14 protein-coding genes are annotated in these 18,769 nt (G+C 61.1%); all 14 read right to left on the reverse strand.

What is annotated here, in order from left to right; translation table 11 throughout:
• Positions 1-36: 36 nt before the first annotated feature.
• Positions 37-1,326, reverse strand: coding sequence for a phosphopyruvate hydratase (eno, locus tag M2396_RS13835; RefSeq protein WP_101317278.1), 1,290 nt, complete (start codon positions 1,324-1,326; stop codon positions 37-39).
• A gap of 154 nt (positions 1,327-1,480) precedes the next feature.
• On the reverse strand, positions 1,481-2,326 hold the full coding sequence (gene kdsA / locus M2396_RS13840; RefSeq protein ID WP_101317276.1) for a 3-deoxy-8-phosphooctulonate synthase: 846 nt from the start codon (positions 2,324-2,326) through the stop codon (positions 1,481-1,483).
• A 3-nt stretch (positions 2,327-2,329) separates the two neighbouring features.
• Positions 2,330-3,958: a CTP synthase gene (locus tag M2396_RS13845; RefSeq protein ID WP_101317274.1), complete on the reverse strand. Its 1,629-nt coding sequence runs from the start codon at positions 3,956-3,958 to the stop codon at positions 2,330-2,332.
• Between the two features lie 270 nt (positions 3,959-4,228).
• Positions 4,229-5,524: a tRNA lysidine(34) synthetase TilS gene (gene tilS, locus M2396_RS13850; protein WP_150570851.1), complete on the reverse strand. Its 1,296-nt coding sequence runs from the start codon at positions 5,522-5,524 to the stop codon at positions 4,229-4,231.
• Between the two features lie 56 nt (positions 5,525-5,580).
• Positions 5,581-6,528, reverse strand: a complete 948-nt coding sequence (locus M2396_RS13855; protein ID WP_101317270.1) for an acetyl-CoA carboxylase carboxyltransferase subunit alpha — start codon at positions 6,526-6,528, stop codon at positions 5,581-5,583.
• Positions 6,529-6,634: 106 nt separating this feature from the next.
• Positions 6,635-10,159, reverse strand: coding sequence for a DNA polymerase III subunit alpha (gene dnaE, locus M2396_RS13860; RefSeq protein ID WP_259075556.1), 3,525 nt, complete (start codon positions 10,157-10,159; stop codon positions 6,635-6,637).
• A gap of 112 nt (positions 10,160-10,271) precedes the next feature.
• Positions 10,272-10,895: a ribonuclease HII gene (gene rnhB, locus M2396_RS13865; protein WP_150570849.1), complete on the reverse strand. Its 624-nt coding sequence runs from the start codon at positions 10,893-10,895 to the stop codon at positions 10,272-10,274.
• A complete protein-coding gene (gene lpxB, locus M2396_RS13870) occupies positions 10,896-12,023 on the reverse strand; it encodes a lipid-A-disaccharide synthase (protein ID WP_150570848.1) in 1,128 nt (375 codons plus the stop codon).
• A gap of 1 nt (position 12,024) precedes the next feature.
• Complete coding sequence (lpxA, locus tag M2396_RS13875; RefSeq protein WP_101317262.1) at positions 12,025-12,801, reverse strand: acyl-ACP--UDP-N-acetylglucosamine O-acyltransferase; 777 nt, start codon at positions 12,799-12,801, stop codon at positions 12,025-12,027.
• Positions 12,798-13,238: a 3-hydroxyacyl-ACP dehydratase FabZ gene (gene fabZ, locus M2396_RS13880; RefSeq protein ID WP_101317259.1), complete on the reverse strand. Its 441-nt coding sequence runs from the start codon at positions 13,236-13,238 to the stop codon at positions 12,798-12,800. Before fabZ ends, lpxA begins: the two co-directional genes overlap by 4 nt.
• Before the next feature lie 115 nt (positions 13,239-13,353).
• Positions 13,354-14,409, reverse strand: a complete 1,056-nt coding sequence (gene lpxD, locus M2396_RS13885; protein WP_220633205.1) for a UDP-3-O-(3-hydroxymyristoyl)glucosamine N-acyltransferase — start codon at positions 14,407-14,409, stop codon at positions 13,354-13,356.
• A 1-nt stretch (position 14,410) separates the two neighbouring features.
• The gene (locus tag M2396_RS13890; protein WP_101317254.1) at positions 14,411-14,914 is read right to left on the reverse strand and encodes an OmpH family outer membrane protein; all 504 of its coding nucleotides are present in this window, start codon (positions 14,912-14,914) and stop codon (positions 14,411-14,413) included.
• Between the two features lie 45 nt (positions 14,915-14,959).
• Complete coding sequence (gene bamA, locus M2396_RS13895) at positions 14,960-17,308, reverse strand: outer membrane protein assembly factor BamA (protein ID WP_259075566.1); 2,349 nt, start codon at positions 17,306-17,308, stop codon at positions 14,960-14,962.
• Between the two features lie 73 nt (positions 17,309-17,381).
• Positions 17,382-18,734, reverse strand: a complete 1,353-nt coding sequence (gene rseP / locus M2396_RS13900; protein WP_259075568.1) for a sigma E protease regulator RseP — start codon at positions 18,732-18,734, stop codon at positions 17,382-17,384.
• Positions 18,735-18,769: the final 35 nt, after the last annotated feature.

Raw genomic sequence — 18,769 nt, forward strand, 5'->3', positions numbered from 1 at the left:
GACAGCCTCGGCAGCTGCCTTTTTACCATCTCTTGCTTAGCCGCGAAACTCGTCGCGACCACGGTACACCGCCTTGGCGCCCAGTTGCTCTTCGATGCGCAGCAGCTGGTTGTACTTGGAGACGCGGTCGGAACGGCACAGCGAGCCGGTCTTGATCTGGCCAGCGGCAGTGCCGACAGCCAGGTCAGCGATGGTCGAGTCTTCGGTTTCGCCGGAGCGATGCGAAATCACTGCGGTGTAGCCGGCAGCCTTGGCCATCTGGATGGCTTCGAGGGTTTCGGTCAGCGAGCCGATCTGGTTGAACTTGATCAGGATCGAGTTACCGATGCTCTTGTCGATGCCTTCCTTGAGGATCTTGGTGTTGGTGACGAACAGGTCATCGCCAACCAGCTGGATCTTCTCGCCGATCTTGTCGGTGAGGATCTTCCAGCCAGCCCAGTCGGACTCGTCCAGACCGTCTTCGATGGAGATGATCGGGAAGCGTTCGGTCAGGCCTTTGAGGTACTCGGCAAAGCCTTCGGAGTCGAACGACTTGCCTTCACCGGACAAGTTGTACTTGCCGTCTTCGTAGAATTCGCTGGCAGCGCAGTCCAGGGCCAGGGTGACATCGGTGCCCAGCTTGTAGCCAGCGTTGGCAACGGCTTCGGCGATGGCTGCCAGAGCGTCTTCGTTGGAGGCCAGGTTTGGTGCGAAACCACCTTCGTCACCGACTGCGGTGTTCAGGCCACGGGCCTTGAGCACTGCTTTGAGGTGATGGAAGATTTCGGTGCCCATGCGCAGGCCGTCGGAGAAGGTCTTGGCGCCAACCGGCTGGACCATGAACTCTTGAATGTCGACGTTGTTGTCGGCGTGCTCGCCGCCGTTGATGATGTTCATCATCGGTACCGGCATCGAATACTGGCCTGGAGTGCCATTGAGGTTGGCAATGTGCGCGTACAGCGGCAGGTCCTGGTCCTGTGCGGCGGCTTTGGCAGCTGCCAGCGACACGGCGAGGATAGCGTTGGCGCCCAGCTTGGCCTTGTTCTCGGTGCCGTCCAGTTCGATCATGGCGCGGTCGAGGGCTTTCTGGTCAACCGGGTCCTTGCCCAGCAGCAGGTCGCGGATCGGGCCGTTGATGTTGGCAACGGCTTTGAGTACGCCCTTGCCCATGTAACGGCTCTTGTCGCCATCACGCAGCTCCAGCGCTTCGCGCGAGCCGGTGGAAGCACCGGACGGCGCGCACGCGCTGCCGATGATGCCGTTGTCGAGCAGTACATCGGCTTCCACGGTGGGGTTGCCACGCGAATCGAGAACTTCACGACCTTTGATGTCGACGATCTTTGCCATTGTTGTAAGCACTCCAGAATTGACGAAAACAACGCAGCTTAGGGAATTCGAGCCTTTCACCAGGCGAATATGCAGAGGGCAGACCTGGCGAAGGGGAGCCCCTGACCCGAGGGTCAGGGGTAGAACGGGCGGTACTTTACCCGAGAAATGAGTGTTACGCGGTTTCTACCGTCGGAAAACTTTTCACCAGGTCGTCCAATTGCTTGAGCTGGGCCAGGAATGGCTCCAGTTTGTCCAGGCGCAGCGCGCATGGACCATCGCACTTGGCGTTGTCCGGGTCCGGGTGTGCTTCCAGGAACAACCCGGCCAGACCCTGGCTCATGCCAGCCTTGGCCAGGTCGGTGACCTGGCCGCGGCGGCCGCCGGCAGAGTCCGAGCGACCACCCGGCATCTGCAGGGCATGGGTCACGTCGAAGAACACCGGGTACTCGAACTGCTTCATCAGGCCAAAGCCGAGCATGTCCACAACCAGGTTGTTGTAGCCGAAGCTCGAGCCACGTTCGCACAGGATCAACTGATCGTTACCCGCCTCGACGCACTTGGCCAGGATGTGTTTCATCTCCTGAGGTGCAAGGAACTGGGCTTTCTTGATGTTGATCACTGCGCCGGTCTTGGCCATCGCCACGACCAGATCGGTCTGACGCGAGAGGAAGGCCGGCAACTGGATGATGTCGCAGACTTCGGCAACCGGTGCAGCCTGATACGGCTCGTGCACGTCGGTGATGACCGGCACGTTGAAGGTCTGTTTGATCTCTTCGAAGATCTTCAGCCCTGCTTCCATGCCCGGGCCGCGGTAGGAGCTGACCGAAGAGCGGTTGGCCTTGTCGAAACTGGCCTTGAACACGTAAGGGATACCGAGCTTTTCGGTAACCCGCACGTACTCTTCGCAAACCTTCATGGCCAGATCACGCGACTCAAGCACGTTCATGCCACCGAACAGAACGAACGGCTTGTCGTTGGCGATCTCGATGTTACCGACGCGAATGATCTTCTGGGTCATGGATCAGGCCTTGTTCTTCTGGACCAGTGCCGCCTTGACGAAGCCGCTGAACAGCGGATGACCGTCACGCGGGGTGGATGTGAACTCGGGGTGGAACTGGCAAGCAACGAACCACGGATGGTCCTTCGACTCGACCACTTCGACCAACGCGCCGTCACCGGAACGCCCGGAAATCTGCAGGCCAGCTTCAATCATCTGCGGCAGCAGGTTGTTGTTGACCTCGTAGCGGTGGCGGTGACGCTCGACGATGACGTCCTTGCCATAGCAATCGTGGACCTTGGAGTTGCCGATCAGCTGGCATTCCTGGGCGCCCAGACGCATGGTGCCGCCCAGATCGGAGGCTTCGGTACGGGTTTCGACGGAACCGGTGTTGTCGGCCCACTCGGTAATCAGACCCACCACCGGGTGCTCGCTGTTGCGGTCGAACTCGGTGGAGTTGGCGTCAGCCCAGCCCATTACGTTACGGGCGAACTCGATCACGGCAACCTGCATGCCCAGGCAGATACCCAGGTACGGCACCTTGTTCTCGCGAGCGAACTGGACCGCCTTGATCTTGCCTTCGACACCGCGCAGACCGAAGCCGCCCGGGACCAGAATGGCATCAGCACCTTCGAGCAGGCTGGTGCCCTGGTTCTCGATGTCTTCGGAGTCGATGTAACGCAGGTTGACCTTGGTGCGATTCTGGATACCGGCGTGGCTCATCGCTTCGATCAGCGACTTGTACGCATCCAGCAGCTCCATGTACTTGCCGACCATGGCGATGGTGACTTCATGCTCAGGGTTGAGCTTGGCGTCGACCACCTTGTCCCACTCGGACAGGTCAGCGCTGTCGCACTGCAGGCCAAAGCGCTCGGTGACGAAGTCGTCCAGACCCTGTGCATGCAGGATGCCCGGGATCTTGTAGATGGTGTCGGCATCTTCCAGCGCGATCACCGCACGTTCTTCAACGTTGGTGAACTGGGCGATCTTGCGGCGCGACGAGTTGTCGATCGGGTGATCGGAACGGCATACCAGCACGTCAGGCTGCAGGCCGATCGAGCGCAGTTCCTTGACCGAGTGCTGAGTCGGCTTGGTCTTGGTCTCGCCAGCAGTGGCGATGTACGGCACCAGCGTCAGGTGCATCAGCATCGCGCGCTTGGCGCCGACTTCGAAGCGCAACTGGCGGATCGCCTCGAGGAACGGTTGCGACTCGATGTCGCCGACCGTGCCGCCGATTTCGACCAGGGCCACGTCAGCGTCGCCAGCACCCTTGATGATGCGGCGCTTGATTTCGTCGGTGATGTGCGGGATGACCTGAATGGTCGCGCCCAGGTAATCACCACGGCGCTCTTTGCGCAGCACGTGCTCGTAGACACGGCCAGTGGTGAAGTTGTTGTTCTGGGTCATAGTGGTGCGGATGAACCGCTCATAGTGGCCCAAGTCAAGGTCGGTCTCGGCGCCGTCATGGGTGACGAACACCTCACCATGCTGGAACGGGCTCATGGTGCCTGGATCGACGTTGATGTACGGATCCAGTTTGAGCATGGTGACCTTAAGCCCCCGCGCTTCCAGGATGGCCGCCAGGGAAGCCGAGGCAATGCCTTTCCCCAATGAAGAAACAACACCGCCCGTGACGAATATGTAGCGCGTCATGAAAAACCCTAGAAGTCTGCGTTAAAGCGGCTAGCGCCGCCGGAGAAAGCGAAGGAAGGCCGAAGCCCCCGATCACCTGCGTCAATCACAGTGCATCTCGAAAAACTGCCGCGTCTGTACAGACCAGGTGCATACCCGGCATGGAGCTCGCTCGTCATTTTAGGAAATCAGCCCAGCAAAAAACTGCTTGGTAATCGGCAACTGCTGTGTTTTCGATGAAGCCACAGAAGTTGTATCAAGAAGGGAGGGTAGTCTACCGGAATCTAATCCTCAGCTCAAACCTTGCGCGTTGCTCGGCATCCGCCACTCCAAGGTACAGTCGCCCTGGGCCAGTTGCGGCAGGTTGGCCACTGCCAGCAGGCGCTCGCCCTGCCACAGCAGCGGCAGCCTTGGCCGAATGAAGTGTGGCACCTGATGTTCGTTGAGCAAGCGCTTGAGGTCGCGGTGGCCGCGGCCGGGTAGCGCCAGCCGTTCGCCGCCCTGACGATAGGCAATCCGCAGCGCTGCCTGCGGCAACGTACCGCACAGGCGTACGCGGCCGTTGCCCGGCAACTCTAGCGGCCGGCCATGATCCGGCCAGGCGAGCTCGCCTGAAGGGGCGGCCAGCCAATCGCCGCTGAGCCACCAGATGCGGCCGTGGCTGCGTTGCAACTGGCCGTCGGCCAGGCGCCAGATGGGTTGCGCGTCATCGGCGGCGTCGCGCAACGCTTCCCAACCGACCCAATGGCGGCTATCCGGCAACCGCGTGCGAGTGCTTAACCAGTACTGCAAAGCATTGCGCTGACGGGCGGGCGAGAGTGCCTTGAGCGCTTCCAGAGCGAGTGAGTCCAGCCCAGGCCATGCGCTCGGAGCGCCCTGCCCTGCCAGCGCCAGGTCGTCAGCGGCGAGTTCGTTGAGCAGGCTCAGCGCCTCGCCCAGATGATCGGCACTGCGCGCCAGGCTCTGGCTGGCTTGCGGCCAGCGCTGGTGCAGCAGCGGTAAAGCCTCGCCGCGCAGAAAATTACGGGCGTAGTGGGTGTCGGCATTGCTCGGGTCTTCTATCCAGCGCAGTTGGGACTGCTCGGCATAGCTGTGCAATTGTTGCCGCGACAGGGCCAGCAATGGCCTGACCAGTTGCCCCTGGCCAAGCGGCCTGGCTGCTGGCATTGCCGCCAGGCCACGCAAGCCGGCGCCGCGCAATAGCCTGAACAGCAGGGTTTCAGCCTGATCGTCGCGGTGCTGGCCGGTGAACAGGACTTCACCGGGGCGCAGAATGTCGGCAAAGGCGTGATAGCGAGCATTGCGCGCGGCTTGCTCGAGGCTGGCGCCGGGCGCGACCGTGACGTGGATGACCTGCAGTTCGATGGCGAGCTTGTCGCACAGGGATTGGCAATGGGCTGGCCAGCTGTCGGCGGCGGCTTGCAGGCCGTGGTGGATGTGGATGGCACGCAGGGGGGGCGCGCGGTGGCGGCGGGTATAGTCAGCGAGAAGGTGCAGAAGGACGCTGGAGTCGAGGCCGCCGGAGAGGGCGACATACCAGGCGGGAGCGTGCTGCCAGGGGGAAAGGCTGTGGGTGAGGTCGATCATGTGTGCCTCACTGAGAAGCTGGGGTCGCTGCGCGACCCCGACGGCATCAACTCAGATCAGAGACCGTAGCTCATCAGGCGGTCATAACGACGCTTGAGCAGCGTGTCATGGTCCAGTCCACTGAGCATATCCAGCTGCTGAATCAGCTCGCCACGAATGGTTTGCGAAACCTTGACTGGATCACGATGGGCGCCGCCCAGCGGCTCCTCGATCACTTGGTCGACGATATTCAAGCTCTTCAGGCGCTCGGCAGTGATACCCATCGCTTCGGCTGCATCGGCAGCCTTGTCGGCGGTTTTCCACAGGATCGAAGCGCAACCTTCCGGCGAGATCACCGCATAGGTGGAGTACTGCAGCATGTTCAACTGGTCACAGACACCAATGGCCAGCGCACCGCCCGAACCACCTTCGCCAATCACGGTGGCGATAATCGGAGTTTTCAGCCGCGCCATGACACGCAGGTTCCAGGCAATAGCCTCGCTCTGGTTGCGCTCTTCGGCGTCGATGCCTGGGTAGGCACCCGGAGTATCGATGAAGGTCAGGATCGGCATCTTGAAGCGCTCGGCCATTTCCATCAGGCGGCAGGCCTTGCGGTAGCCTTCCGGACGCGGCATACCGAAGTTGCGACGCACCTTCTCGCGCACTTCACGGCCCTTCTGGTGACCGATGACCATCACCGGCTTGCCGTCCAGACGCGCAGTACCACCAACAATGGCAGCGTCGTCGGAGAAGTGGCGGTCGCCGTGCAGCTCTTCGAACTCGGTGAAGATGTGCTGCAGGTAGTCCAGTGTGTACGGCCGGCGCGGGTGACGAGCCAGGCGCGCAATCTGCCAGCTGGTCAGATTGCTGAAGATGCTTTCGGTGAGGGTGCTGCTCTTGTCTTGCAGACGGGCAATCTCATCGCTGATGTTCAGCGAGTTGTCATTGCCAACCAGACGCAGCTCTTCAATCTTGGCTTGCAGGTCGGCAATCGGCTGTTCGAAATCGAGGAAATTCGGGTTCATAGGCATCCGTCTTGGGTCTACGGCCAGGCGGCCGGCCGGTTGATCCGTTTGGCGCCCTACCTTAAAGGATCAGGCGCATTCAGGTCGAGATTAAAAATTCATCGCATTAGCGGTATTGCAGGAAGACGTTCTCACGCCCGAACTGGTCACGCAGGGCTTGAATCAGCCCGTCCGCCGGGTCGATCGCCCAGTCATTACCAAACTGCAGCATGGCCTTGGCGTCGCTACCGGTGTATTCAAGGGTGATCGGGCAACCGCCACGATGGCGGGTGATCAGTTCACCCAGCCAGCGCAGGCGGTCACCTTTGAGTGCATCATGGGCGACCTTCAGGCGCAGGCTCTCGGCCAGCCGCGTGCGCGCGTCTTCCATGGTCATCACCTGCTTGACGCGCAGGCGCAGACCGCCAGAGAAATCATCGTTACTGACCTCGCCCTCGACCACGACCATGGCATCGTTCTGCAACAGTGCCTGGGCGGCCATGAACGAGTCTGCGAACAGCGAGGCTTCGATGCGTCCGGAGCGGTCATCGAGGGTGACGAAGCCCATCTTGTCACCCTTCTTGTTCTTCATCACGCGCAAGGCAATGATCATCCCGGCCACCGTCTGCACTTCGCGCGACGGTTTCAGGTCGATGATCCGCTGGCGGGCGAAGCGGCGGATTTCGCCTTCGTACTCGTCGATCGGGTGGCCGGTCAGGTACAGCCCCAGCGTGTCCTTTTCACCTTTCAAGCGCTCTTTGAGGGTCAGCTCGCGCGCCTTGCGGTGGTTGGCATAAACGTCGACATCGGCTTCGACGAACAGTCCGCCAAACAGGTCGATGTGGCCGCTATCGGCGGTCCGCGCGGTCTGCTCGGCCGACTTCACCGCCTCTTCGAGCGCCGACATCAGCGCTGCCCGGTTGCGGTCGATGTTGGCCTGGTAGGCCTTGATCTCGTCGTGAAAGTGCGGCCCGAGGCGATCCAGCGCACCGCTGCGGATCAGTGCATCGAGAGTACGCTTGTTGACCCGCTTGAGATCGATGCGCTCACAGAAGTCGAACAGATCCTTGAACGGCCCACCGGCACTGCGCGCCTCGACAATGGCCTCCACCGGCCCTTCACCTACACCTTTGATCGCGCCCAGGCCATAAATGATGCGGCCATCGTCGTCGACTGTGAACTTGAACTCGGAGGCGTTCACATCCGGGGCGTCAAGGCGCAGTTTCATGGTGCGCACTTCTTCGATCAGCACCACCACCTTGTCGGTGTTGTGCATATCCGCAGAAAGTACGGCTGCCATGAACGGCGCCGGGTAGTGCGTCTTGAGCCAGGCGGTCTGATAAGAAACCAGGCCGTAGGCGGCCGAGTGCGACTTGTTGAAGCCGTAGCCGGCGAATTTTTCTACCAGGTCGAAGATATTACCGGCCAGATCCGCACTGATGCCGTTGTTGGCACAACCCTCGATGAAGCCGCCACGCTGCTTGGCCATCTCTTCGGGCTTTTTCTTACCCATCGCCCGGCGCAGCATGTCAGCGCCGCCGAGGGTGTAGCCGGCCATGACCTGCGCGATCTGCATCACCTGTTCCTGATACAGGATGATGCCGTAGGTCGGTGCCAATACAGGCTGCAGGCCTTCGTACTGGTAGTCCGGGTGTGGGTAGGCCAGCTCGGCGCGACCGTGTTTACGGTTGATGAAGTCATCAACCATGCCCGACTGCAGTGGGCCTGGGCGGAACAACGCCACCAATGCGATAAGGTCTTCCAGGCAGTCGGGCTTGAGCTTCTTGATCAGCTCTTTCATGCCGCGCGACTCGAGCTGGAATACCGCAGTGGTCTCGGCCTTTTGCAGCAGCTCGTAGGTTTTCTTGTCGTCCAGCGGGATGAAGTCGATGTTCAGATCGGGCAAGCCTTCCTTGGCCTGCTCGCGATTGATCGTCTCCATCGCCCACTTGATGATGGTCAGGGTGCGCAGGCCGAGGAAGTCGAACTTGACCAGCCCCGCCGCCTCGACGTCGTCCTTGTCGAACTGGGTTACCAGGCCGCCGCCCTCTTCGTCACAGGCGATCGGCGAAAAGTCGGTGAGCTTGGTCGGCGCGATAACCACACCACCCGCGTGCTTGCCGGTACCGCGGCAGACGCCCTCGAGCTTGAGGGCCATGTCCCAGATCTCGCGGCCATCCTCGTCGCTCTTGAGGAAGTCGCGCAGCACCTCCTCCTGCTCGTAGGCCTTTTCCAGGGTCATGCCGACTTCGAACGGGATCATCTTCGACAGACGATCAGCCAGCCCGTAGGACTTGCCCTGCACCCGCGCCACATCGCGCACCACCGCTTTCGCAGCCATGGTGCCAAAGGTGATGATCTGGCTTACCGCGTTACGCCCATAGGCGTCGGCGACGTACTCGATGACTCGGTCGCGGCCATCCATGCAGAAGTCGACGTCGAAGTCGGGCATCGATACCCGCTCAGGGTTGAGGAAGCGCTCGAACAGCAGGTCGTAGGCCAGCGGGTCCAGGTCGGTGATCTTCAACACGTAGGCGACCAGCGAACCGGCACCCGAACCCCGGCCAGGGCCGACCGGTACGCCGTTGTTCTTGGCCCACTTGATGAAGTCCATAACGATCAGGAAGTAACCGGGGAAGCCCATTTGGATGATGATATCCAGCTCGAACTTGAGCCGGTCCAGATAGACCTGACGCTTGGCTTCGTAGTCCTCGGTAGTGTCCTTGGGCAGGATCACCGTCAGCCGTTCTTCCAGGCCCTCGTGGGAAACGTGGCGCAGGTAGTCATCGATGCCCATGCCATTGGGCGTCGGGAAGTCGGGCAGGAAGTGCTTGCCCAGTTGCACCTCGATGTTGCAGCGCTTGGCGATTTCCACCGTGTTGGCCACGGCGTCGGGCAGGTCGCTGAACAGCTCGACCATCTCTTCCTGGCTTTTCAGGTATTGCTGATCGCTGTACAGGCGCGGTCGGCGCGGGTCGTCGAGGGTCCAGCCCTCGCCGATGCAGACGCGGGTTTCGTGGGCGTCAAAATCAGTCTGTTTGATGAAGCGCACATCGTTGGTCGCGACCAGCGGCGCGCCAACCCGGTCAGCCAGGGCTACAGCGGCGTGCAGGTAGTCTTCATCGCCAGGGCGATTGGTGCGCTGCAGCTCGACGTAGAAGCGCCCGGGGAACATGCCCAGCCAGTCGCGCAGCAAGGCTTCGGCCTCTGCGCTGCGGCCGCTGAGCAGGGCCATGCCGATATCCCCTTCGCGGGCGGCAGACAGTGCGATCAAGCCTTCGCTGGCCGGGGCTATCCAGTCGCGCTGGATGACCACCAAGCCATTGCGCTGGCCGTCGACCCAGCCGCGCGAAATCAATTCGGTGAGGTTGCGATAACCCTTGGGGTTCATCGCCAGGAAGCAGATACGCGACAATGGCGCTTCCGGATCAGCCCCGGCCAGCCACAAATCGGCGCCGCAAATCGGCTTGATGCCGTTGCCCATCGCGCTCTTGTAGAACTTCACCAACGAGCACATGTTGCTCTGGTCGGTAATCGCCACTGCCGGCATGTTCAGTCCGGCCAAGGCCTTGGCCAGCGGCTTGATCCGCACCAGGCCATCGACCAGGGAGAATTCGGAGTGCACACGAAGGTGAACGAAAGAAACCGACATGTAAGGGGGCCTATAGCAGAGCAGCGGACAAGCGCGGGATTGTACCGCAAATGTGAACGGCTGCGCTGCCACGTGACCGCCTGCAGGGTCGCAGCGCGACCCGCGCAGGCAATCAGATCAGTGAGGTAGGCACACCCGCGCGGGCTTCCCAGGCCACCCGCACCGGCGCGAAGGAGCGCCGGTGGATCGGCGTAGGCCCAAGCCGGGCCAGCGCCTCAAGGTGCACGGGGGTCGGATAGCCTTTGTGACCACCCATTCCGTAGCCGGGGTAGATCAACTCGAAGGCACTCATCTCACGGTCGCGGGTGACCTTGGCCAGGATCGACGCGGCAGCGATCGCAGGCACCTTGGCGTCGCCCTGCACCACTGGGGCGGATGGCACAGCCAGCACCGGGCAGCGATTGCCATCGATCAAGGCAAGCTTGGGCGTGATGCTCAAGCCCTCGACCGCGCGCTGCATGGCCAGCATGGTGGCATGGAGAATGTTCAGCCGGTCGATTTCATCAACCTCAGCCCGCGCAATGCAAAAGCTCAGGGCTTTTTCGCAGATTTCATCGAACAACGCTTCACGCTTGGCTTCGGTAAGCTTCTTGGAGTCGTTCAAGCCGAGGATCGGCCGCCGTGGATCGAGGATCACCGCTGCCGTGACCACCGCACCGCAGAGTGGCCCGCGGCCAACTTCGTCGACGCCTGCAACGAGTTCTTCGACCAGGTTGAAATCCAGTCCCAGCTGCATCTAGCGTCGCTCCAACAAGGCCAGCACTGCGTCCGCCGCCTGGTTCGAGGCGTCACGGCGGAGGGTGCGGTGAATCTGATCAAAGCTGTCAGTCTGATGCTGACCATCGGCAAGTAACGGTGCCAGGGTCTGCGCCAGGGCCTCGCTGGTGGCGGCGTCCTGCAGCAGTTCCGGCACCAACATGCGCTGCGCCAACAGATTAGGCAGCGACACGTAGGGGCTTTTGACCATGCGTTTGAGAATCCAGTAGGTCAGCGGCGCCAGGCGATAGGCGACAACCATTGGCCGCTTGTACAGCATCGCTTCCAGCGTAGCGGTACCCGACGCAATCAGCACTGCATCGCAGGCGGCCAGTGCCTGATGCGACTGACCATCGAGCAGAGTCAACGGCAGGTCGCGACCTGCCAGCATCTGCTCGATCTGCTCACGGCGGGTCTGGTTGGCGCAGGGCAAGACAAACCGCACACCCGGGATCAACTGCTGCAAACGCTCGGCGGCCTCCAGGAACAGCGCACCCAGCCGGCCGACTTCGCCGCCGCGGCTGCCGGGCATCAATGCCACCAGCGGCCCGGCGGGCAGGCCCAGCTCGGCACGAGCGGCTTGACGGTCAGCTTCCAGCGGAATCGTATCGGCCAGCGGATGGCCGACAAAGCGCACCGGTACACCCTGCTCTTCATAGAAGCGCGCCTCGAATGGCAGCAGGGTCAGCATCAGGTCGCAGCCTTCGCGGATCTTCAGCACCCGCTTCTGCCGCCAGGCCCAGACCGACGGGCTGACGTAGTGCACGGTCTTGATGCCGTGCTGGCGCAGTTTCAGTTCAATATTGAGGGTGAAGTCGGGTGCATCGATGCCGATGAACACATCGGGCTTCGCGTCAAGCAGGGTCTCGATCAGCAGTTTGCGTCGCTTGAGCAGCTCACGCAGACGCCCGAGCACCTCAACCAGACCCATCACTGCCAGGCGCTCCATGGGGAAGTAGGACTGCATGCCCTCGGCCTCCATCAACGGGCCGCCGACACCGATAAAGCGCACACCAGGGTGGCGCGCCTTGAGTGCGCGCATCAAACCGGAGCCAAGGATATCGCCGCTGGCCTCACCTGCGACCAACGCTACACAAAGCTCCCTCATATCAGCGGGTGATGCCGCGAGCGGAGCTCTGGATGGAGGCACGGAACAGCTCGACCTCAGGGTGCAATGCAGCCAACTCCTGCAACTCGTTGATAGCCTCGTCAGCCGTCAAGCCCTGGCGATAGACCATTTTGTAGGCCTTGCGCAGCGCGAGGATGACTTCATCGCTGAATCCACGCCGACGCATGCCTTCGAAGTTCATGCTGCGGGCTTCGGCCGGGCTGCCAAATACAGTGACGAACGCGGGTACGTCCTTGCCGATCGCGGTGCCCATGCCGGAAAACGCGTGAGCGCCGATATGGCAGTACTGATGAACCAGGGTGTAACCAGACAGAATTGCCCAGTCGCCCACATGCACATGGCCAGCCAGCGCAGTGTTGTTGACCAGAATGCAATTGTTGCCGATCACGCTGTCATGGCCAATGTGGGCATAGGCCATGATCAAATTGTGATCGCCGAGGGTGGTTTCAGCACGGTCCTGAACGGTTCCGCGGTGAATGGTCACGCCTTCGCGGATCACGTTGTGGTCGCCGATCACCAGACGCGTCGCTTCACCCTTGTACTTGAGGTCAGGGGTGTCTTCGCCAATCGAGGAAAACTGGTAGATACGGTTGTTCTTGCCGATCCGGGTCGGCCCTTTGAGTACCACATGTGGGCCGATTACTGTGCCCTCCCCGATTTCGACATCGGGACCAATGATCGACCAGGGGCCCACCTCGACACCGTCCGCCAGCCTGGCAGAAGGATCGACGATAGCCCGCGGATCAATTGAATTCATAGGGAGCGTTCCGCACAGGTAATCTGCGCCGAGCATACCGGCTTGCCGTCAACCAGGGCACGGCACTCAAACTTCCAGATCATGCTCTTGCGGCTGAGGAACTTGGCTTCCAGGACCAACTGGTCGCCTGGCAACACTGGCTGACGGAAGCGTAGCTTGTCGGAGCCAACGAAGTAGTACAGCGTGCCGTCTGCCGGCTTGGCATCGAGCATCTTGAACCCGAGAATCCCGGCTGCCTGGGCCATGGCTTCGATGATCAGCACGCCTGGCATGATCGGGTGGGCCGGGAAGTGGCCATTGAAGAACGGCTCGTTGATGCTGACATTCTTGTAGGCACGAATGCTCTGGGCCTCGAAGTCCAGCTCCGTGACCCGGTCCACCAGCAGGAACGGGTAACGGTGAGGCAGGTATTCGCGAATCTCGTTGATGTCCATCATTTCGGGGGGAAGCCTGTAGTAAGAATAGGGAGCGCAGGTGCTGACCACACGCTCCTTTAGCAATCCAATAGAGGAGCCAGCTAGCAACGGATCACTCTTGGCTCAGGAAATGGTATCAGCCTTCTGATGTCGGCTGGCCACCTGAGGTCACGGTCTCGAAGCGTTTTTCCATCTGCTGCAGGCGTTTGGCCATATCGTCGAGCTGGCGAATCCGCGCCGCACTCTTGCGCCAATCACCCAGCGGCTGCATGGCCGTGCCGGAAGAATAGGCACCCGGCTCGGTGATCGAACGGGTAACCATGGTCATGCCGGAGACGAACACGTTGTCGCAGACATCGATATGGCCAACCATGCCGACACCGCCAGCAATGGTGCAATGCTTGCCAATGCGGGTGCTGCCAGAGATGCCGACACACGCGGCCATGGCCGTGTGATCGCCAATCTGCACGTTGTGCGCGATCTGGATCTGGTTGTCGAGCTTGACCCCGTTGCCGATCTGGGTATCCGCCAATGCACCGCGGTCTACCGCAGTATTGACGCCGATCTCGACATCATCACCGATGCTCACACCGCCGATCTGGGCAATCTTGCGCCAGACGCCCTTCTCATTGGCAAAGCCGAAGCCCTCGCCGCCGATCACCGCACCGGACTGAATCGTCACCCGCGCACCAATGGTCACGTCGTGATACAGCGTGACCCGCGGGGCCAGCCAGCCGCCTTCGCCAATCACACAGCGCGCACCAATGAAGCAGTGCGCACCCACGGTGACATTGGCAGCGATGCGCGCACCGCTCTCGATCACCGCAAACGGCCCAATGCTGGCACTGGCATCGACCTGAGCGTCATCAGCAACCACGGCGCTGGGGTGAATCCCCGCTACAGCCTTGGGCTTTGGGTCGAACAGGTGAGAGATGCGCGCGTAAGCCAGATACGGGTCGGCGACGATCACGGCGTTGCCGGCGAAGCCTTCGGCGTCTGCTGCCTTGAGCAGAACCGCAGAAGCCTGGGAATTGTCCAGGTACTTGCGGTACTGCGGGTTGGCGAGAAAGCTCAATTGCCCGGGACCGGCCTCCTGCAAGGTGGCCAGCCCGGTAATCTGCAGCGCCTCGGGCCCCTTGAGGGTAGCGCCGAGCGCCTCGGCCAATTGGCCGAGCGTCATGGTCACGGTCATATCAACGGGCTTGGTTCATGCGCTCGATGACTTGGCGAGTGATGTCGTACTGCGGTTTGACATCGATCACTGCGCCGCGCTCGAGTACCAGGTCAAAGCCGCCTTTCTTGATCACTTCTTCAACAGCACCGTCCAGCTTCGGCTTGAGCTGCTTGAGCATGTCACGGTCGGCAACGGCCTTGGCTTCGTTGAGTTCCTTGGACTGGAACTGGAAGTCACGGGCTTTTTGCTTGAACTCGAGCTCAAGACGCTCACGCTCTTGCTGCTGCATCTTGTCGCCGCCTTTGAGCAGACGGTCCTGGATGCCTTTGGCGCTGCTTTCCAGGCCCTTGAGCTTGGTCAGTTGCGGGCCGAACTTCTTCTCGGCATCGACGGCGTAACGCTTGGCGGCGTCCGACTCGAGCAGTGCCATCTGATAGTTCAGCACAGCCACTTTCATTTCGGCGAAAGCGGGGGTGGCGACCAGCGCCGCAGCCACGAAGGCCAGTTGGGTCAACTTACGCACGATGCACTCCTGGAGAATCCGTTGTCGTTAAGCACGGGGCCGACCTTAGAAGGTCTGCCCCAGAGAGAATTGGAACACCTGGGTTTCGGCTTCTGCCGGCTTCTTGATCGGCATTGCCAAACTGAAGCTCAACGGGCCCAGCGCAGTGATCCAGGTTACGCCCAGGCCAACCGAACTGGCCATGTCCGAGAAGCCGACCTTGGTGCAATCAGGCTTGGAACCGCAGTTGGTGTCGAACACGTTACCCACGTCCCAGAACACGGAGGTGCGCAGCGAGCGCTGGTCCTTGACGAACGGCAGCGGGAACAGCAACTCGACACCACCCTGGACCAGCACGTTGCCACCGAAGGCCAACGGATCCTGATCGGGGTCAGCCGCGGTACCCGGACGGTTACCCTTGCTCGGCGTACTGCGCGGGCCGAGGGTGTTGTCCTTGAAGCCACGTACCGAGTTGAAACCACCGGCGTAGTAGTTCTCGTAGAACGGCAGACCAGAGGTACTGCCATAACCGTCACCGTAACCCAGCTCAGTGTGCAGACGCAGGGTGTAATCGTTGGACAGCGGCTTGAACAGCTGGCCACGGTAGTCCAGTTTGTAGAACGACAGGTCGCTGCCCGGCACGGTGCTTTCCAGGGTCAGGCTCTGGGAGTGACCACGGGTAGCCAGTACACCTTTGTTCAGGGTCGATTCGGACCAGCCGACAGACGCCTTGAAGTTGAGGAAGTTGTCGCCCTCTTTGTCGACGAAGTCGAAGATCTCGTCAACGGTGTAGCGACCGGTCTTCAGCTTGTCCTGCTGCACGCTCAGGCCGTAGGTCAGACGCGATGTCTCGCTGATCGGGTAACCGACGCTGACACCGGCACCCAGGCTGTCTACTGCGTAGCTGGCCACGTCGACGTCGAGGTCGTCGTAGTCGGTGCTGCGGTAGAAGGCGTTGTAACCCAGGCTGACGCCATCGGCAGTCCAGTAGGGGTCAACGAAGCCAAAGTTGTAGCGGGTCTGGTATTCGCTGCGGGTCAGGCCGATCGAAACCTTGTTACCGGTACCGAGGAAGTTGGTCTGGCTGATCGAACCACCGAGGATCAAACCGGCGCTCTGGGCGAAACCGACGCTGGCGGTGATCGAACCGGAGGCCTGCTCTTCAACGCTGTAGTTGACGTCGACCTGGTCATCGGTACCCGGCACAGGCGGGGTCTCGACGTTGACTTCCTTGAAGAAGCCCAGACGCTCAAGGCGAGTCTTGGACTGGTCGATCAGGTAGGTCGAAGCCCAGCCGCCTTCCATCTGGCGCATTTCTCGACGCAACACTTCATCTTCGGTCTTGGTGTTGCCGCGGTAGTTGATGCGGTTGACGTAGGCACGCTTGCCCGGGTCGACCACGAACATGATGTCGACGGTGTGGTCTTCATCGTGCGGCTGCGGCACGCCGTTGACGTTGGCGAAGGTATAGCCTTCGTTACCCAGACGACGGGTGATCAGGTCAGACGTGGTGGTCATCACCTTGCGCGAGAAGACCTGGCCTGGCTGCACCAGCAGCAGCGACTGGACCTGGTCTTCCGGAACCTTGAGGTCACCGGACAGCTTCACGTCACGAACGGTGTACTTCTCACCTTCGTTGATGTTGACGGTGATGTAGACGTGCTTCTTGTCCGGAGTGATCGACACCTGGGTAGAAGCGATGTCCATGTTGATGTAGCCGCGGTCCAGGTAGTAGGAGCGCAGACGCTCGAGGTCACCGGAGAGTTTTTCGCGGGCATACTTGTCGTCGTTCTTGAAGAACGACAACCAGTTGGTGGTTTTCAGCTCGAACAGCTGGCCGAGTTCGTCATCATCGAACACGGTGTTGCCCACCACGTTGATGTGCTGGATCGCGGCAACCGTGCCTTCGTTGATGTTGATCTTCAGGCCAACCCGGTTACGCGGCTGTGGCACGACTTCAGCTTCGACCTCGGCCGAGTAGCGGCCCTGGGCCACGTACTGACGTTGCAGTTCGTTACGCACACCCTCGAGGGTGGCGCGCTGGAAGATCTCGCCTTCGGCCAGACCAGACTGCTTCAGACCTTTCATCAGGTCTTCAGTGCTGATCGCCTTGTTGCCTTCGATCTCGATGCTGGCTACCGACGGACGTTCGACCACATTGATGATCAAGACGTTGCCGTCGCGGCTCAGCTGGATATCCTGGAAGAAGCCAGTCTTGAACAGCGAGCGGGTGGAATCCACCAGGCGACGGTCGTCAGCCTGATCGCCCACGTTCAGAGGCAGTGCGCCGAACACGCTGCCGGCGGAAACCCGCTGCAGGCCGTTGACGCGGATATCGGAGATGGTGAAGGACTCAGCGTGAACTTCAGCGATCATCAGTGCGGAGAGGACCGCAGTTAGCAGCAGACGTTTCATGAAGTCCTTTTATTCCAACTGGCAATAAACAACCCGCCGCAAAAAGGCGGCAGGTTTGCAATTGAGCGAAGCTTTATAGTCGACCCAGATCGTTGATCAGGGCGAGCAACATCACCCCTATGACCAAACTTATACCGATCTGGACCCCCCAACCTTGCACCCGATCCGACAGCGGACGGCCGCGTGCCAACTCGATCAGGTAGAACAACAGATGCCCCCCATCCAGTACTGGAATGGGCAGCAGGTTCAGAACCCCCAGGCTTATGCTCAGGTAGGCCAGGAAATTCAGGAAATCCCCAACGCCCGACTGGGCTGAAGCGCCCGCCACTTTAGCAATGGTTATCGGTCCGCTCAAGTTTTTTACCGAGAGCTCGCCGAACAGCATTTTCTTCAACGACTCAAGGGTCAGAATGCTCATGTTCCAGGTCCGCGTCAGGCCTTCGCCCATCGCGGCCAGCGGCCCATAGCTGACTTCGCGCAGCATCGTCGCCGGCCATTCGCCACCTTTGACCCCTGCCCCGAGGTAACCACCGGAGGCCTGGCCTTCGCCTTTGCGCGCCAGGGTTACCGCGATATCCAGCACCGCAGCATCGCGCTCGATCCGCAGCTGCACCTTGGCCTCTGGGCGGGCACGCACGCTGTCGACCACTTGTTGCCAGTCGTTGAGGGCAATGCCATCCAGGCTCAGCAGCTTGTCACCGGTTTTCAGCCCCGCAGCCGCCGCCGGCCCGTTCGGGTCGATTTCGGCCAGTACCGGGGCAATCACCGGGCGCCACGGGCGCAGACCCAGCGACTGGATCGGATCGGGTTCATCCGCCCCGCGCAGCCACTGGTTCAAGTTGATCTCGTGTTGCTTCTCGGCAGTGCTGCCCTCGTCCAGCACACCCACGCGCAGGGTGCCGCTCTCGCCAAGGCGGCGCACCAGTTGCAGGTTGACCGCAGACCAGCCATTGGTCGCCTTGCCGTCCACCGAGACGATTTCCTGGCCAGCAGCGAGGCCGGCACTGGCGGCCAGGCTACCCGCCTCGACCGCACCGATGACCGGCCGTACCTGCTGGGTGCCAAGCATGGCTAGCAGCCAGAAGAACACGATTGCCAGGAGGAAGTTGGCGATCGGCCCAGCGGCGACAATGGCGATGCGCTGGCCGACCGGCTTGCGATTGAACGACTGCTCGATCAGCGCCGGCGGCACTTCGCCCTCGCGCTCGTCGAGCATCTTCACGTAACCGCCCAGCGGAATGGCCGCAACCACGAATTCCGTGCCATGCCGGTCGTGCCAGCGCAGCAGCGGGGTGCCGAAGCCTACCGAGAAACGCAGCACCTTGACCCCGCAACGGCGCGCAACCCAGAAATGACCAAATTCATGGAAGGTGACCAGCACGCCCAACGCAACCAGGGTACCGATGATCATGTAGAGCGCAGTCATATCCATCTCCGAAAGACGTTCAGGACAACCCTGGA

Origin of the sequence: Pseudomonas sp. BIGb0278 (assembly GCF_024809895.1) — a bacterium.
GTDB classification, from domain to species: domain Bacteria; phylum Pseudomonadota; class Gammaproteobacteria; order Pseudomonadales; family Pseudomonadaceae; genus Aquipseudomonas; species Aquipseudomonas shirazensis.

Coding starts and splice junctions, on each gene's coding strand:
- eno (WP_101317278.1), bottom strand. CDS start 1,326: ATGGCAAAGATCGTCGACATCAAAGGTCGTGAAGTTCTCGATTCGCGT.
- kdsA (WP_101317276.1), bottom strand. CDS start 2,326: ATGACCCAGAAGATCATTCGCGTCGGTAACATCGAGATCGCCAACGAC.
- M2396_RS13845 (WP_101317274.1), bottom strand. CDS start 3,958: ATGACGCGCTACATATTCGTCACGGGCGGTGTTGTTTCTTCATTGGGG.
- tilS (WP_150570851.1), bottom strand. CDS start 5,524: ATGATCGACCTCACCCACAGCCTTTCCCCCTGGCAGCACGCTCCCGCC.
- M2396_RS13855 (WP_101317270.1), bottom strand. CDS start 6,528: ATGAACCCGAATTTCCTCGATTTCGAACAGCCGATTGCCGACCTGCAA.
- dnaE (WP_259075556.1), bottom strand. CDS start 10,159: ATGTCGGTTTCTTTCGTTCACCTTCGTGTGCACTCCGAATTCTCCCTG.
- rnhB (WP_150570849.1), bottom strand. CDS start 10,895: ATGCAGCTGGGACTGGATTTCAACCTGGTCGAAGAACTCGTTGCAGGC.
- lpxB (WP_150570848.1), bottom strand. CDS start 12,023: ATGAGGGAGCTTTGTGTAGCGTTGGTCGCAGGTGAGGCCAGCGGCGAT.
- lpxA (WP_101317262.1), bottom strand. CDS start 12,801: ATGAATTCAATTGATCCGCGGGCTATCGTCGATCCTTCTGCCAGGCTG.
- fabZ (WP_101317259.1), bottom strand. CDS start 13,238: ATGATGGACATCAACGAGATTCGCGAATACCTGCCTCACCGTTACCCG.
- lpxD (WP_220633205.1), bottom strand. CDS start 14,409: ATGACCGTGACCATGACGCTCGGCCAATTGGCCGAGGCGCTCGGCGCT.
- bamA (WP_259075566.1), bottom strand. CDS start 17,308: ATGAAACGTCTGCTGCTAACTGCGGTCCTCTCCGCACTGATGATCGCT.
- rseP (WP_259075568.1), bottom strand. CDS start 18,734: ATGACTGCGCTCTACATGATCATCGGTACCCTGGTTGCGTTGGGCGTG.